General features: G+C 67.3%; 16 protein-coding genes. 5 read left to right on the top strand and 11 right to left on the bottom strand.

Features of this window, described 5'->3' with window-relative positions; translation table 11 throughout:
• Positions 1 to 14: 14 nt before the first annotated feature.
• Positions 15 to 518, bottom strand: coding sequence for an Lrp/AsnC family transcriptional regulator (locus HCU64_RS20165; RefSeq protein ID WP_183511757.1), 504 nt, complete (start codon positions 516 to 518; stop codon positions 15 to 17).
• A 274-nt stretch (positions 519 to 792) separates the two neighbouring features.
• Here HCU64_RS20165 and HCU64_RS20160 point away from each other — a divergent pair, with 274 nt between their 5' ends.
• The 5 genes from HCU64_RS20160 (at position 793) to HCU64_RS20140 (ending at position 6240) form a co-directional block, all read left to right on the top strand.
• Complete coding sequence (locus tag HCU64_RS20160; RefSeq protein WP_233386022.1) at positions 793 to 1602, top strand: phosphoadenylyl-sulfate reductase; 810 nt, start codon at positions 793 to 795, stop codon at positions 1600 to 1602.
• Positions 1602 to 2552: a sulfate adenylyltransferase subunit CysD gene (cysD, locus tag HCU64_RS20155; RefSeq protein ID WP_233386021.1), complete on the top strand. Its 951-nt coding sequence runs from the start codon at positions 1602 to 1604 to the stop codon at positions 2550 to 2552. Before HCU64_RS20160 ends, cysD begins: the two co-directional genes overlap by 1 nt.
• Positions 2552 to 3952 carry a sulfate adenylyltransferase subunit CysN gene (cysN, locus tag HCU64_RS20150; protein ID WP_233386020.1) on the top strand — a complete coding sequence of 467 codons (1401 nt, stop codon included), beginning with the start codon at positions 2552 to 2554 and terminating at the stop codon, positions 3950 to 3952. Before cysD ends, cysN begins: the two co-directional genes overlap by 1 nt.
• 205 nt (positions 3953 to 4157) lie before the next feature.
• A complete protein-coding gene (locus HCU64_RS20145) occupies positions 4158 to 5360 on the top strand; it encodes a pyridoxal phosphate-dependent aminotransferase (protein ID WP_233386019.1) in 1203 nt (400 codons plus the stop codon).
• Positions 5361 to 5388: 28 nt separating this feature from the next.
• The gene (locus HCU64_RS20140; RefSeq protein ID WP_233386018.1) at positions 5389 to 6240 is read left to right on the top strand and encodes an NAD(P)-dependent oxidoreductase; all 852 of its coding nucleotides are present in this window, start codon (positions 5389 to 5391) and stop codon (positions 6238 to 6240) included.
• Positions 6241 to 6256: 16 nt separating this feature from the next.
• Here HCU64_RS20140 and HCU64_RS20135 read toward each other — a convergent pair whose 3' ends face one another.
• The 10 genes from HCU64_RS20135 to rpmE all read right to left on the bottom strand — a co-directional run bounded on the left by HCU64_RS20135 (position 6257) and on the right by rpmE (position 14602).
• A complete protein-coding gene (locus tag HCU64_RS20135) occupies positions 6257 to 6820 on the bottom strand; it encodes a DUF4142 domain-containing protein (protein ID WP_233386017.1) in 564 nt (187 codons plus the stop codon).
• A 104-nt stretch (positions 6821 to 6924) separates the two neighbouring features.
• Entirely contained in the window at positions 6925 to 7314 is a 390-nt protein-coding gene (locus tag HCU64_RS20130; protein WP_233386015.1) for a hypothetical protein, read from the bottom strand.
• A complete protein-coding gene (locus HCU64_RS20125; RefSeq protein WP_267922534.1) occupies positions 7311 to 8888 on the bottom strand; it encodes a S10 family serine carboxypeptidase-like protein in 1578 nt (525 codons plus the stop codon). The genes HCU64_RS20130 and HCU64_RS20125 overlap by 4 nt, the downstream gene beginning before the upstream one ends.
• 95 nt (positions 8889 to 8983) lie before the next feature.
• Positions 8984 to 9436, bottom strand: coding sequence for a DNA polymerase III subunit chi (locus HCU64_RS20120; protein WP_233386013.1), 453 nt, complete (start codon positions 9434 to 9436; stop codon positions 8984 to 8986).
• 57 nt (positions 9437 to 9493) lie between these two features.
• Positions 9494 to 10663, bottom strand: coding sequence for a glutathionylspermidine synthase family protein (locus tag HCU64_RS20115; RefSeq protein ID WP_233386012.1), 1170 nt, complete (start codon positions 10661 to 10663; stop codon positions 9494 to 9496).
• Positions 10663 to 11262, bottom strand: coding sequence for a DUF1190 domain-containing protein (locus HCU64_RS20110; protein WP_233386011.1), 600 nt, complete (start codon positions 11260 to 11262; stop codon positions 10663 to 10665). The genes HCU64_RS20115 and HCU64_RS20110 overlap by 1 nt, the downstream gene beginning before the upstream one ends.
• Positions 11263 to 11337: 75 nt before the next feature.
• Positions 11338 to 11736, bottom strand: a complete 399-nt coding sequence (locus HCU64_RS20105) for a DUF350 domain-containing protein (RefSeq protein ID WP_233386010.1) — start codon at positions 11734 to 11736, stop codon at positions 11338 to 11340.
• A 16-nt stretch (positions 11737 to 11752) separates the two neighbouring features.
• On the bottom strand, positions 11753 to 13408 hold the full coding sequence (locus HCU64_RS20100) for a CTP synthase (protein WP_233386009.1): 1656 nt from the start codon (positions 13406 to 13408) through the stop codon (positions 11753 to 11755).
• A gap of 216 nt (positions 13409 to 13624) precedes the next feature.
• Positions 13625 to 14071, bottom strand: coding sequence for a preprotein translocase subunit SecG (gene secG / locus HCU64_RS20095; protein ID WP_233386008.1), 447 nt, complete (start codon positions 14069 to 14071; stop codon positions 13625 to 13627).
• 276 nt (positions 14072 to 14347) lie between these two features.
• Complete coding sequence (gene rpmE / locus HCU64_RS20090; protein ID WP_147047842.1) at positions 14348 to 14602, bottom strand: 50S ribosomal protein L31; 255 nt, start codon at positions 14600 to 14602, stop codon at positions 14348 to 14350.
• Between the last annotated feature and the right edge of the window lie 26 nt (positions 14603 to 14628).

Genomic DNA, 14628 nt, shown 5'->3' with positions numbered 1-14628 from the left:
CGCACAAGAGAAGATTATTCCCCGACTACAGCGAGCTGAGGCGCGATCCGGCCGCGGGTCGGGGGCGCCGGCAGGGGCAGGGCGGTGGTGGACTTCACCTTTTCCATCGCGAAGCGTGAGGTGACGTTCTTGAGGGGCAGGGTCGCGATCAGGTTCTTGTAGAAGAGATCGTAGGCCTGCATGTCGGCGACCACGACGCGCAGCATGTAGTCGACGTCACCGGCCATCCGGTAGAATTCGAGCACCTCCGGCATCGCCGCGATCTCCGAGGCGAATCGGTCGAGCCAGTCCTTGGAATGGTCCGCCGTCTCGATGGAGACGAAGACGGTGAGCCCGAGGCCGAGCTTCACCGGGTCGAGCACGGCGACGCGCCGGTCGATCACGCCGTCGGCTTCGAGGCGCTGGATGCGCTTCCAGCAGGGCGTCTGCGACAGGCCCACCTGCTCGCCGATGGCGGCGATGGAGAGCGTCGCGTCCTTCTGCAGAAGGGCGAGAATCTTCAGGTCTATGGCGTCCACGCTGACCTCTTCTTGACGGGCGCCCAAGCGGCGCGGTGGCGAAGGCCGGCTCACCCGGCATGCTGCGTGCGCTTCCGCACCTGGCTTGAGAAGGATTTTCTTCGAGAAGGCAACGGATAGCCCTCTTCTCGGTTTCCAACTCACGAATTGCTGCACCGCCGGATGGCGAGCGGGCACCCCGTATGCCTTGACAGCGTTCTATATAGCGAACATGTCAGGTCTCCGACAAGCTGGTCAAGCTCAAGCGGCAGACGCCACACACGGACCCGTTCACATGACCGTCACTCTCGCGCAGCAGGCCGAGAGGCTCGCCGAACGACTGGCGGGGCTCGACCTCATCGCTCGCATCCGCCTCGTCGAATCCGAGATTTCGGGCCGCCTCGTGTTCACGACGAGCCTCGGCATCGAGGACCAAGTCCTCACGCACGCCATTGCGATGGCGAAGGGCCGGACCGAGATCGTAACCCTCGATACGGGACGTCTCTTTCCCGAGACCTACGACGTCTGGGCAGAGACGGAGTCGGCTTATAGCATCCGCATCCGCGCCTATGCGCCGGAGCGAAGGGCGGAAGAGGCCTTCGTCGCGAAGGAAGGCATCAACGGCTTCCGCCATTCGATCGAGGCACGGCAGGCCTGCTGCGGCTTCCGCAAGGTCGAGCCGCTGGGTCGTGCACTGGATCAGGCCGCCGTATGGTTCACCGGCCTGCGCGCCGGGCAATCGGCCAACCGGGCCGATACGCCGCTGGCCGAGGCCGACGAGCAGCGCAACCTGATCAAGGTCAATCCGCTGGCCGACTGGACGCGGGCGCGGATCGACGCCTTCGTGAAGGACCAGTTCATTCCCTACAACGCCCTGCACGATCGCGGTTTTCCGTCGATCGGCTGCGCGCCCTGCACTCGTGCCGTCCGCATCGGCGAGGACGAGCGGGCCGGCCGCTGGTGGTGGGAACAGGAATCCAAAAAGGAATGCGGCCTCCACGTGCATCGGCCGGAAGGCGATGTCGTGCCGGGCGAGGAACCGGCGGCTTTCGAAGAGCCGGCCCGCGCCGCGACCGTGCGTGAGAACAGAAGGAAACTGGTTTGATGAGTGCTGCCACCGCCGAGAAGCTGTCGGACTTGGCCGCGCCGTTGCCTGCGCGCCTGACGCATCTCCAGCGCCTCGAAGCCGAGAGCATCCACATCTTCCGGGAGACGGTCGCCGAGACCGAGAACCCGGTGATGCTCTACTCCATCGGCAAGGACTCGTCGGTCCTGCTGCATCTCGCGCTGAAGGCCTTCGCGCCGGGACGCCTGCCGTTCCCGCTGATGCACATCGACACGACCTGGAAGTTCAAGGAGATGATCGCTTTCCGCGATCAGCGGGCGAAGGAGCTCGGCCTCGATCTCCTCGTGCACACCAACCCGGACGGGCTCGCCAAGGGTATCGGCCCTGTCAGCCACGGGTCGGAAGTCCATACCGATGTGATGAAGACGCAGGCTCTGCGTCAGGCGCTCTACAAGCACAAGTTCGATGCAGCTTTCGGCGGCGCGCGTCGGGACGAGGAGGCGAGCCGTGCCAAGGAGCGCATCGTCTCGCTTCGCAACGCGCAGCATCGCTGGGATCCGAAGCGCCAGCGGGCCGAGCCCTGGCATCTCTATAATTTCAAGAAGCGCCGCGGCGAGAGCTTCCGCGTGTTCCCGCTCTCCAATTGGACCGAGCTCGATATCTGGCTCTACATCGAGCAGGAGAAGATCCCGATCGTACCGCTGTACTTCGCGGCCGAGCGGCCGGTCGTGGAACGCGACGGCCAGCTCATCATGGTCGATGACGAGCGCCTGCCGCTCGAGCCCGGCGAAACCCCGCAGCTCCGGCAGGTCCGCTTCCGCACGCTCGGCTGCTACCCGCTGACCGGCGCCGTCGAGAGCCCGGCCGCGACCCTGCCGGAGATCATCGGCGAGACGCTCGCTGCCCGCACCTCGGAGCGCCAGGGCCGAGTCATCGACAAGGACGGCTCGGGCGCCATGGAGCGCAAGAAGCAGGAAGGCTATTTCTGATGACCATCCATCAGTCCCCGGAAGCCTTCGGCTACGAGAAATTCCTCCACGCTCACCAGAGCAAGGAAGTCCTGCGCTTCATCGCCTGCGGCTCCGTCGATGACGGCAAGTCGACGCTGATCGGCCGCCTGCTGCACGACACCAAGCAGATCTTCGACGATCAGGTCACTGCCCTGCAGCGCGATTCCCGCAAGCACGGTACGCAGGGCCAGGAGATCGATCTGGCGCTGCTCGTCGACGGCCTTCAGGCCGAGCGCGAGCAGGGCATTACCATCGACGTCGCCTACCGCTTCTTCTCGACGGAGACGCGCTCGTTCATCGTCGCCGACACGCCCGGTCACGAACAGTACACGCGCAACATGGCCACGGGCGCCTCCACGGCCGACGTGGCCGTGATCCTGGTCGATGCCCGCCAGGGCCTGACCCGGCAGACGCGGCGCCATGCGCTGCTGGTCTCGCTGCTCGGCATCAAGCGCGTGGCGCTGGCCGTGAACAAGATGGACCTTGCCGGCTGGTCGCAGGACACGTTCGACCGGATCGTCGCGGGCTTCGGCGAGTTCGCGGCCCCTCTCGGTTTCACCGAGATCCGCGCGATCCCACTCTCCGCGAAGAACGGCGACAACGTCGTCCTGCCCGGCACGGCCGCTGCTTGGTACAAGGACGGTCCGCTGCTGCGCTATCTCGAAGAGGTGCCAGTCAAGTCCGAGGAGCGCGCCGCCGCCTTCCGTCTGCCAGTGCAGTGGGTCAACCGGCCGAACTCCGAGTTCCGCGGGTTCTCGGGCCTGATCGCCTCGGGCTCGGCCGCGCCGGGCGACCGGGTCGTCGTCGCGCCTTCGGGCAAGACCTCGACGATCGCTCGCATCTTCACCGCCGACGGAGACCTGCCGCGCGCCAGCGAAGGACAATCGGTCACCATCGTGCTGTCCGACGAAGTCGACGCCTCGCGCGGTGCCGTCATCGCCACGGCCGATGCGCCGCTGACGATCACGGACACGCTCGACGTGCGCCTGTTCTGGGCGTTGGAGACCGAACTGACTCCGGGCGCGAGCCTCTGGGCGAAGGTCGGCACCGTCACGACCAACGCCGTGGTGAAGTCGATCCGCAGCCGGATCGATCCGGAGACGGGCAAGGCGGCACCTGCCGATAAGCTCAGCATCAACGACATCGGCGAAGTGACGCTGAATCTCGACCGCGAGATCGCCGTCGATCCCTATGCCGACAATCGCGACACCGGATCGCTCATCCTGATCGACCGCGAGACCACCGACACGGCGGCCCTCGGCCTCGTGAAGGCCTCGATCGCCGTCGAGCCGAAGGGCGAGGACGCCGTTCGCAAGGGTGACACGCGCCCAGGCGGCGGGTTCCTGTCGCGGCTGCGCTGGGTATTTGGCGGCATCTGAGACGAGCAGATGGCGGCCTTTTCGCCGCCGCCGCCATCGAAGCGTGAACGTCCCGGCAGCCTGCCTCCATCATGGATCAAGGCCGCCGACATGGTGAGCCGGCGGTGCGTGGCCTTGTTCCCCTGACACCGCAGGAATAGGGTCCGGCCGCCTCGCGCGAATTGCCATGCGCGAGGCATGTCACGACCCTTCGGAGACCCCCGTCATGGCCCTGTTGGCCGACAGCCTGTCGCGCGTGAAGCCGTCCGCGACGATCGTGATGACGCAGAAGGCGCGCGAGCTGAAGGCTCAGGGCGTCGACGTGATCAGCCTGTCGGTGGGCGAGCCCGATTTCGCCACGCCGGACCACATCAAGCAGGCCGGCATCGATGCGATCAACCGGAACGAGACCCGCTACCCGCCGGTCTCTGGCATTCCGGCGTTGCGCGAGGCGATCGTCCGCAAGTTCCAGCGCGAGAACGGGCTCGACTACAGGGTCTCGCAGACCATCGTCGCGACCGGCGGCAAGCACATCATCTACAACGCGCTGCTGACGACGCTGAATCCCGGCGACGAGGTCGTGATTTCGCGGCCCTACTGGGTGTCCTACCCCGAGATCGTCGCGCTCTGCGGCGGTAAGCCGGTCTTCGTCGAGACCGACATGGCGCATGGTTTCAAGCTCCAGGCCGAGGCCCTGGAGCGCGTGCTCACGCCGAAGACCAAGTGGATCATCCTGAACTCGCCGTCGAACCCGTCCGGCGCCGCCTATACGCGCGCCGAGATGAAGGCGATCACGGATGTGCTGGTGCGCCATCCCCGCGTGCACGTGCTCACCGACGACATCTATGAGCACCTGACCTACGGCGATTTCGACTTCGTCACGCCGGCTCAGGTCGAGCCCGAACTCATCAATCGCACCGTCACGATGAACGGTGTTTCGAAGGCCTATGCCATGACCGGCTGGCGCATCGGCTACGCAGCCGGCCCGGAGCCGATCATCAAGGCGATGGATTTCGTTCAGGGCCAGCAAACCTCGGGCGCCACCACGATCTCGCAATGGGCAGCCGTCGCCGCGCTCGATGGCCCACAGGACCATCTCGTCGCGTTCAAGAAAGCCTTCGAGAGCCGGCGCGACCTCGTCGTGTCGATGCTGAACCAGGCGCGCGGCCTGACCTGCGCGACCCCGGAAGGCGCATTTTACGTGTTCCCGTCCTGCGCGGAGCTGATCGGAAAGCGCACCGAGGGCGGAACGGTGATCGAGACCGACCAGGACTTCGTCACCGAACTGCTGAAGGCGGAGGGCGTGGCCGCGGTCCACGGCTCGGCCTTCGGTCTCGGGCCGAACCTGCGGATCTCCTACGCCACCTCGAATGCGCTGCTGGAACAGGCCTGCACACGCATCCAACGCTTCTGCGCCTCGCTCCGCTAGGAGCGTCGCCCGCCACGGGAGTGCGCACATGCCGACGGTCGCCATTCTCGCTCCCGGCGCCATGGGCAGCCCCATCGCTGCCAGGCTGACCGAGAATGGCGTACGCGTCCTGACGTCACTGGAGGGGCGCGGCGAGGCCACGCGCGAGCGGGCACGCGCTGCCGGCATGGCGCATGCCGAAGATGCGGAGTTCGCCCGCGCCGATCTCCTGTGCTCGATCGTTCCGCCGGCCGATGCGATGGACGTGGCCCGCCGCTTTGCGGGGCCACTCGAAGCGGCCGGTGAGGGCAGGGCGATCTTCGTCGATTTCAACGCGGTCAACGTCGAAACCAAGCGCGCTGTCGCCGGCGTGATCGCCGCTGGCGGAACGCCGTTTCTCGACGGAGCCATCATCGGGCTGCCGCCGAAGCCTGGTGAAAAGGGCCCGCGGATCTACGTGGCCGGCGATGATCTCGGCCCTGCGCTGCAGCTTCGGGCCTGTGGCCTGGATCTGCGCGCGTGTGAAGGTGGCATCGGGGCGGCCGCGGGGCTGAAGATGTCCTATGCCGGCCTGAACAAGGGCCTGACGGCACTGGCGGCGACGATGGTTCTCGCTGCCGCGCGTGCGGGATCGCTGGAGGCGCTCCGCGCTGAACTCGCCGAGACCGAGCCGGCGCTGCTCGCGCGCTTCGAGCGCGGACTGCCCGACATGGTCCCGAAGGCCTATCGCTGGGCGCCCGAGATGCGTGAGATCGCCGGCTTCATCGGCGACGACGAGGCCGGCCGGCGGATCTTCGAGGGCGCCGAAAGCCTCTATGCACGCTTGGCTGGAGATGGGGGTGCGGACGATGTCGCTGCGCTCCGCGCCTTTGCGGCTGGAGCGCAGCGACGGGACGTCTGAAGAAGCGCCGGCAGGGCTACTTCTGCAGGTCCTGCGCCATGGTCAGGTGCTCCTCGAGGTGGGGTTCGGTCTTCACGGCCCAGGTCTTGAGCTCGGCGTTGTCCCCGCCGGCGCCATAGCGTTTGAACAGGTCGACGGCCGTCTTGTGCGCGCTGACCTGGTCGGAGGCGTACTGCTTCGTGAAATCCGCGCCGCTCAGCCCTTTGAGCTTGTCGAGTTTGCTCTGGTGCGTGCTGTCGAGCGCAGTGGGCAGCTCGGCTTTGACCTTGCCGCCGGTCACGAGCGACTTCAGCTCCTCGGACGTCTTCTCGTGATCGGCGATCATCTTCTTGGCGAAGGCCTTGGTTTTGTCGTCGGCCGTCTCCTCGGCGAGCTTGCTCGACTGGATCTCGAACATGTCGCTGATCGCGACTTCCTTCACGAAGTCTTCCGTGATCGGGGCGACGCCGATCAGCGAGTTCACACCGGTCGACTCACCCACGGATTTGGCGCGCTCGCCGACGGTCTTGTCGTTGGACTCGGCGGCAAGGGCAGGGCCGGCCAGCAGCGCACAGAGAGCCGCAATGGCAACGCGTTTCATCAGAATACCTCCTCGGTCTGGTGCCGGGAAACCGGGGGTATTCGGCCATGTTCCTGAGAAATCCGCCGGGTACGCTACCAACCAGCGGCGCGCACCGAGGATGGTTACGACTTCACGACGCGATCGAGCTTGTTGTTGACGAAGAAGTACAATTCCTTCGCGCCGGGCTCGTTGTAGAGCACCTGGACTTCCCGGCCTGCACGACCTTCGCCGACGAGCACGTCGGTCGGTGGCTTGCCCTTCAGCCGCACCAGCTCGCACTCACCGATTCCCGGCGCGATGGCGGTGGCCGCGGTCGGAACCGGGCCGTTGCACGTCCCGCTATTGTCGAGGATCGGCCCGGAGAAGGTCGGCGCGGCCGGAGGCGACGGCGCCGGGCGGGGCGTCGCTGCTGCCTGCGGGGAGGGCGCCGGCCCCCGATCCTCGGTGCTGGTGCAGCCGGCCAGGAGACCGCCGGCGACGGCGAGGGCAATGATGGTGTGAGTTGCGCTCAAGGCGTTGGACGCTCCTGTGGCCGCTCACCGCGGCTTCCGGGTGTCGCCGCCGTACCGTCCGAGCGGTCCTTGAGCGCACGGGCGTAGAGATCGGCAGCGTCCGCGTGGAAGGCGGCGCGGGAATCGGCCCTCGAATAGAACATGTGCCCGCCAGGGTACACGGCGAGTTTCAGGCGATCGCCGGTGCCGTAGGAGGGCATCTGGTCGATCAGGATCTTCGAGGCGAAGTAGGGGGTCACAAGGTCGGTGAAGCCGTGGGCGATCAGCACGCGCAACGACCCGTCGAGCGACAGGATGCCCTTGAGCGCACCCATCGCCTCCGGCGCGCCGCGGCCCGAGCCCCAGGACCAGCCCCGGTTCACCGCGCCGTTGAGCAGTTCGTAGCGCATGTTCGTCACGCGCCAGTTCAGCGTGTTCGCGTAGAGATCCACCATCGCGCTGGTGAGCGGCGCCTGCAGCGCCGTCAGCACCGGGTCCTCGAAGTGAGACGTCGGTGCCGTCGGATCTGGGTCCCATCCGGTGACGGAGGTGTCGTAGGCCGAGGAGACCCGACCCTGGTCGCGGCCGATTTCGCGCTGATAGCTGTTCGATGTAGGCCGGCCTGCCTGACGGCGGACCGTCTCGGGATCGAGCCCGGTCAGCGCCGAAACCTTCTGGGACAGCCGTCCCACGGCCGCGGCATCGCTGGGGCCCTTGAGCAGGTCGGCGATGTAGTCGCCCGAGGCATAGCGCTCGGCATCGGCCATCAGACTGCGGGTCGGGCGCGTGCCCGAGCGTTCGAGCGCGGCGGCAGCGAGCGAGGGCAGCCGCGTGACGAAGCCCCAGGGTGTCGTGCGGGCCGATTGCAGCCAGGCGAAATCGAGCACCGGCGAGAGCAGGACGAGCCCGGAAAGGCCGACACCGACATCCTCCTGCAGCTTCGACGCGATCAGCGGACCGCGGAAGCCGCCATAGCTCTCGCCGACGTAGAATTTCGGCGAGGACATCCGGTCGTTCTGGCGCAGGTAGCGGGCGATGGCCGAGGCGAGCACGGAAGAATCGCTCTCCACGTTCCAGTAGCTCTTGCCATCGCCATCCGCCGCCCGGCTGTACCCGGTGCCCACTGGATCGATGAAGACGAGGTCGGTGAAGTCGAGCCAGGTTTCGGCGTTGGGCTTCAGCTGGATCTTTTGCGACGGGCTGATCGAGGCACCGTCGCTCGGCAGGCGCCAGGGGCCGATCGCACCGATGTTGAGATAGGCCGAGGCCGCGCCCGGGCCGCCATTGATCGCGAAGCTCACCGGCCGTGCGGCGATTTCCTCGGGAGAGCCCTTCTTCACGTAGGCGATGAAGGCGATCTCAGACTGGAGCTTCCCGGATTCGTCGACCAGACCGAGGCTGCCGGCGGTCGCGGTGAACGCGATCGTGCGTCCCCCGGGGAGCGTGAGCGTGTGCTCGGTGACGGAATCCGCCGGCAATTTGCGGCCGTCGCGGGATTCTGCAGGGCGTTCAGCCGCTTTGCGTGCTGCACCGGGCGGTGCGTTCTGGGCTTCGGCGAGTGAGCGGAGCGGCGTGAAGGCGACGGCAAACGCCAGGAACGCACAGCCAATCCCGCGCCAAAACCCTCTTCCCTCTCCCGCAGAGGGGAGAGGGTTGGAACGCGGTGGCTCACGATGGGTCACGACAATCCTCACGCCTTCTTGCTCCAGCGGCCGTCATCGTCCTGCTGCCAATAGGCGATCGCGTGCCCCTGCTCCTTGGCGGCCTTCCATTGTTCGCGGGCGAGAACCAGCGCGTCGGTGTCGTTGCCGTCGAACAGGATGCAGATGCGGGCGTAGTCGTTCGCGTCCTCGGGCAGGTCGGCGCCCTCGACGAGAAAGCGGATCGCCGCCTTGTTGGGGTTGGTCTCGCTCAAGGTCAGAACCACCGGCTGAGAGGCTGCATCCGGCTCGCGGTCAGTGCCGTGGGGCAGGAAGCTGTCGTCCGAATAGGTCCAGAGCCCGTCGTCGAGGGCCGACAGACGCTCCTCGCTCACTGCCTGAATCGCGGCCTGCCAGCCGCGCTCGAGCGATTTCTCGACGAGGCTCGGCAGCACCTTTTCCAGGGGCTGGCGCTGCAGATGATAGAACAGGATCTCTGTCACGATGGTCTCATGATAGCGCGGAACGCGCCGTGCCGCAGTGGCCGCGGCATCGCGGCCTCAGGCCGCGGGCTCGATGAAGTGCGGGACGAACAAGGCGTCATTGCCGGTGATCGCACCGCGGCCTTCGCGCACGCAGAGCCCGGCTGGCGCGTCCCCGACGATCCATGAGCCGATCAGCGGGCGGCGGCGGTCGTCGAAGCTCGGTAGCTCGGCGAGCGCCTGCCGGATGTAGCCCTCGCCGCCATAGGGGCCCGGCTCGTGCGCGAGCACCGTGCCATCGCGAAGGATCTCGATGTTCGAGCCCTCCCGCGAAAAGATCGGCTTGCGCACGTATGAGTCGCCGAGGCTCGCGGCCTGGGGATCGCCCTCGAAAAAGGCCGGCAGCAGGTTCGGGTGCCTGGGCTCCTGCGCCCAGAGATGCGGCAGCAAGCCCTTGTTGGACAGCACCGCCTTCCAGGGGGGTTCGAGGAAGCGGGTTGCGCTTCCCGCGACGCCCGAGGCGAAGGCGTCGGAGAACGCCCATTCCCACGGGTAGAGCTTGAACAGCAGGTCGATCGGCGTTTCGTCGGGGGCACAGAAGCGGCCATCCGCCCTCAGCCCGATCTCCGAAAGGTCGAGAAAGCGCGTGGCGTGCCCGGCCTGTTGTGCGCAATCCTGGAGATAGGTGACCGTGCCGCGATCCTCCGGCGCATCGGCCTCGGCGGCGAAGGCCGTGAGCATGCCGGCGCCGATCTCGCGGAAGCGCGCGATGAGCCGCTCATGGACGGCGTTGTACTGGTCGCTGCCGGCCGGCAGGCGGCCGTCGTGCAAAAGCTCTTCGAGCCAGAGCCACTGAAACACGCCGGTCTCGTAGAGCGCCGTCGGCGTATCCGCGTTGTATTCGAGGAGCTTGGCCGGCCCGGTGCTGCTGTAGGAGAGGTCGAGCCGGCCGTAGAGGCTGGCGTCCCCCCGGCGCCAGCTGCCACGGACCGCGTCCCAGGCGCTCTCGGGGATGCGCAGCGAGGCGAGGATTCGCTCGTCTTCGACGGCACGGGCGGCGAAGTCGAGGCAGAGCGCATGCAGCTCGCCGCTCGGCGCCTCGAAGTCCTCCTCGATTTCGTCGAGGGTGAAGGCGTAGGCGTGGCTCTCGTCCCAATAAGGCGCGCCGTCGAGGGTGTGGAACACGAAGCCGTTTTTTCGCGCGGTCTCGCGCCAGTCGGGCCGCTCGCCGGTGGGAACGCGCCGCATCAGCCGCCGAAGAAGCCGTGCGAGGACGACGAGTGGGACGAGAAAGACCGTCCCGAACTTCCGAAACCGCCGAAGGACGATCCGCGCAAGGCTGCCGATGACACGCGCGCCGCCGAGGATCGGCCGTAGCCCGTGGTCCAGATGCGCGCGCCCGAGCCAGTGCAGTATCCACCGTGGAAACCGGTCGAATGGCTTGCCTGCTGAGTCTCGCTCTTCGGGGCATGGTCGAAGACCGGCTGCGGCGGCAGCTTCTGCTCGGCCGTTGCGCCGATCACGTAGCCGGCCATGACCGGAATGAATTTGCCGCGCGCCGCCTCGGCGACACTCTCGCCGGTGACGCAGTGGCCGGGGCCGTGATGAGCCTCGCAATCGGTCGTCGAGGCGTAGCGTGGCGCGGCGGTCGGGTAGAGGGCGCGAGCGATGTCGTACTCGCTCCGGCAATCGGCGTCGCTGCGCACATGCGCGGCGATGCAGGCCGAGGGGTCTGCGTAAACGCGGACGTCCTCCTCGTCCTGCGAGTGATCGACCGAGGCGAGCCCGAAGGCTGCGGCGCCGGCACCTGCGAGCAGGACGAGCGAGACGGTCTGCGAGCGCTTCATCGGCGCTGGTCCGCAGTAAGCCGGGCGTCGGTCTGCTGGTTCGTCATCCGGCTGTTCTCGCCCCCGCGCGCACCCTCAATACGACATCGAGGCGGCGTTCACGATCCCGCCGGCGAGCGAGGCCGCACCGAGCAGGATCGCGGCCGACATCTCGTTCTCCGAGATCCGGCGGGACAGGTCGGGCAGGAGGATGCGCACGAGCCAGTAGATCAGGATCTGCACCACCAGGGCGACGAGGCCCCAGACGATGCAGTCGAGGATCGACTGGGCGTTGCGGATCGCCACCGAGAGCGGCAGGGCGTAGCCGATGAGGCTCGCGCCGAGGCTGAGTGCGGCAGCGGTATTGCCGGCGCGGATCAGCGCCATCTCGCGATGCGCCGTCGCGGTGATGTAGACCAGGATGTAGAGCGCCACGAGACCGAGCGCGGCGGCGAAATAGGCGAGGAAGGCCGGCAGCCCGGAGATCACGTTCATCGGGCTGCTCTCATGCTCAGACCAGTCGGCTCTGTTCCACCGCCGCGGCGACGAAGCTCTGGAACAGCGGATGCGGCTCGAAGGGCCGCGACTTCAGCTCGGGGTGGAACTGCACGCCGATGAACCACGGATGGCCGACATGCTCCACGGTTTCCGGGAGCAGGCCGTCCGGCGAGAGCCCGGAGAAGCGCAACCCCTTGGCCTCCAGCCGCTCGCGGTAGGCCATGTTGACCTCGTATCGGTGGCGGTGGCGCTCGGAGATGGTGGTTGAGCCGTAGATGCTCGCGATCTTGGTGTCGGAACCGAGCGTGGCGTTGTAAGCGCCGAGCCGCATGGTGCCGCCGAGATCGCCCTCGGCCGCGCGCCGCTCGAGGGCCTCGCCCTTCATCCACTCGGTGAGCAGGCCGACCACGGGCTCCTGCGTCGCGCCGAATTCGGTCGAGTTCGCACCCTCGACGCCGGCGAGCGACCGGGCGGCCTCGATCACCGCCATCTGCATGCCGAAGCAGATGCCGAAATACGGGATGCGGCGCTCGCGGGCGTATTGGGCCGCGCGGATCTTGCCCTCGGCACCGCGCTGGCCGAAGCCGCCGGGCACCAGGATGCCGTGCAGGCCTTCGAGGAACGGGGCGGGGTCCTCGCGCTCGAAAACCTCGGCCTCGATCCATTCGAGATGGACGCGCACCTTGTTGGCGATACCGCCATGGATCAGCGCCTCGGTCAGCGACTTATAGGCGTCCTTGAGGCCGGTGTACTTGCCGACGATGGCGATGGTGACCTCGCCCTCGGGGTTCTTCACGCGCTCGGAAATGGTCCGCCAACGGTCGAGCGGCGGCTCGCGCTCGGCGTCCAGGGCGAAGTGCTCCAGCACCTCGCGATCGAGCCCGGCGCCGCGATAGGAGAGCGGCACGTCGTAGATTGAGGGCACGTCGAGGGCGTCGATCACCGCCGTCTCGCGCACGTTGCAGAACAGCGCGAGCTTGCGGCGCTCGTCGTTCGGGATCGGGCGATCGCAGCGGCACAGCAGGATATCGGGCTGGATGCCGATGGACCGCAGCTCCTTCACCGAGTGCTGCGTCGGCTTGGTCTTGAGCTCGCCGGCGGACGGGATGAACGGCAGCAGCGTCAAGTGGATGAACAGGCAGGTGCCGCGCGCCTGCTCCTGGCCGAGCTGGCGGATCGCCTCGAAGAAGGGCAGGCCCTCGATGTCGCCCACCGTGCCGCCGATCTCGACGAGCACGAAGTCGTAGCCCTCGTTGCCGTCGAGCACGAAGGCCTTGATGGCGTTGGTGACGTGCGGGATCACCTGGATGGTCGCGCCGAGATAGTCGCCGCGGCGCTCCTTGGCGATGATGTCCTGGTAGATCCGGCCGGTGGTGATGTTGTCGGCGCGGCTCGCCGGCAGGCCGGTGAAGCGCTCGTAATGGCCGAGGTCGAGGTCGGTCTCGGCGCCGTCATCCGTGACGAAGACCTCGCCGTGCTGCGTCGGGCTCATCGTGCCCGGATCGACGTTCAGGTAGGGGTCGAGCTTGCGCAGGCGGACGCGGTAGCCGCGAGCCTGGAGGAGGGCGGCCAAAGCGGCCGACGCGAGTCCCTTACCGAGCGACGAGACGACGCCGCCGGTGATGAAGACGTACCGCGTCGAAATCCCATGCGTCGAATGCTGCGTCATGGGCCTCGGTCCTTAAACGGGGTTACGCGATTCGCCAAACCGCAAAGGTTCATCCAACGCGCGGCCCATCGGGCACGCGCCGCGGGACCATGCCGCTGACGAATCTCATGAATCTCGGTGGGCCAACGCCCGGATCGGCCGGCTCGCGCGCCGGCCGCACATGTCGCGATCGCCCGAAGGCGGTTTTCCGCGCGGATTCTCCTCCGCGCTGTTGCCCTAGCGCGACTGCGGAGCGGAGGGCGTCGTCGGAGCCGCGGGGGCAGCCGGCGCGGCGGGAGCAGCCGGAGCCTGTTGCGCAGGGGCGCTCTCGCCCGGCTTGCCGCCCTGCTGGCGCAGCGTGTCGAGCAGGTTGTCGGCACCGGGCTGCTGGGCTGGCTGGGCCGGCTGTGCATTGCCATCGCCGTCCAGAATCGAGCGCGGGCCGGCACTGTGATGCGCCATGATCGCCAGGGTGATGCTGGTCGCGAAGAACAGGGCCGCGAGGATCGCCGTCGCGCGGGTCAACGCGTTGGCCTGTCCGCGCCCGGTCATGAACCCGGACACGCCGCCACCGCCGCCGCCGCCGCCGCCGAGGCCGAGGCCGCCCTCGGAGCGCTGCAGCAGCACCGTGACGATGAGCGCCAGAACGATGAAGAGGTGGACGACGATCAGGACGGTCTGCATGGGGTTCCGGCGGTCCGCACTCGCGGACGCGTAGTATTCGGCAAAACGAAACGACCGCCCGGAGGCATCCTCCGTTCGGTCAGCGGGCTCGTACACCAGTTGGGCATCAGCGCCAACCAGCGCCAGGGGCCTCGGCCCACCGGTCTCCGGTTTCCAGTCGGGTCCGCGACCCTCGGGTGAGTCGTCGGAGGCCGCCGCATACGAAAAAGGCGACGCTGCTGAGCGCCGCCCTTTGGTGGTTCAGGGGCAGGCGCTCGCGCCCGGCTCCCCAGAAACTCACTTCTTGCCGAAGGCCAGACCACCGAAGCGCGAGTTGAAGCGCGAGACACGGCCACCGCGATCGAGCATCTTCTGCTCACCGCCGGTCCAGGCCGGATGCGTGGTCGGGTCGATGTCGAGGTTGAGGACGTCGCCCTCCTTGCCGTAGGTCGACCGGGTCATGTACTCGGTCCCATCGGTCATCACGACCTTGATGAAGTGGTAGTCGGGATGCTCGGTCCCCTTGGCCTTGGCGGCCGCATCTTTTGCCATGACGAAGTCCTGATTGGGTCACGCCG

This window comes from Methylobacterium sp. C25 (assembly GCF_021352225.1).
Classification (GTDB): Bacteria; Pseudomonadota; Alphaproteobacteria; order Rhizobiales; family Beijerinckiaceae; genus Methylobacterium.
This window is presented reverse-complemented; position numbering and strand designations above follow the sequence as displayed.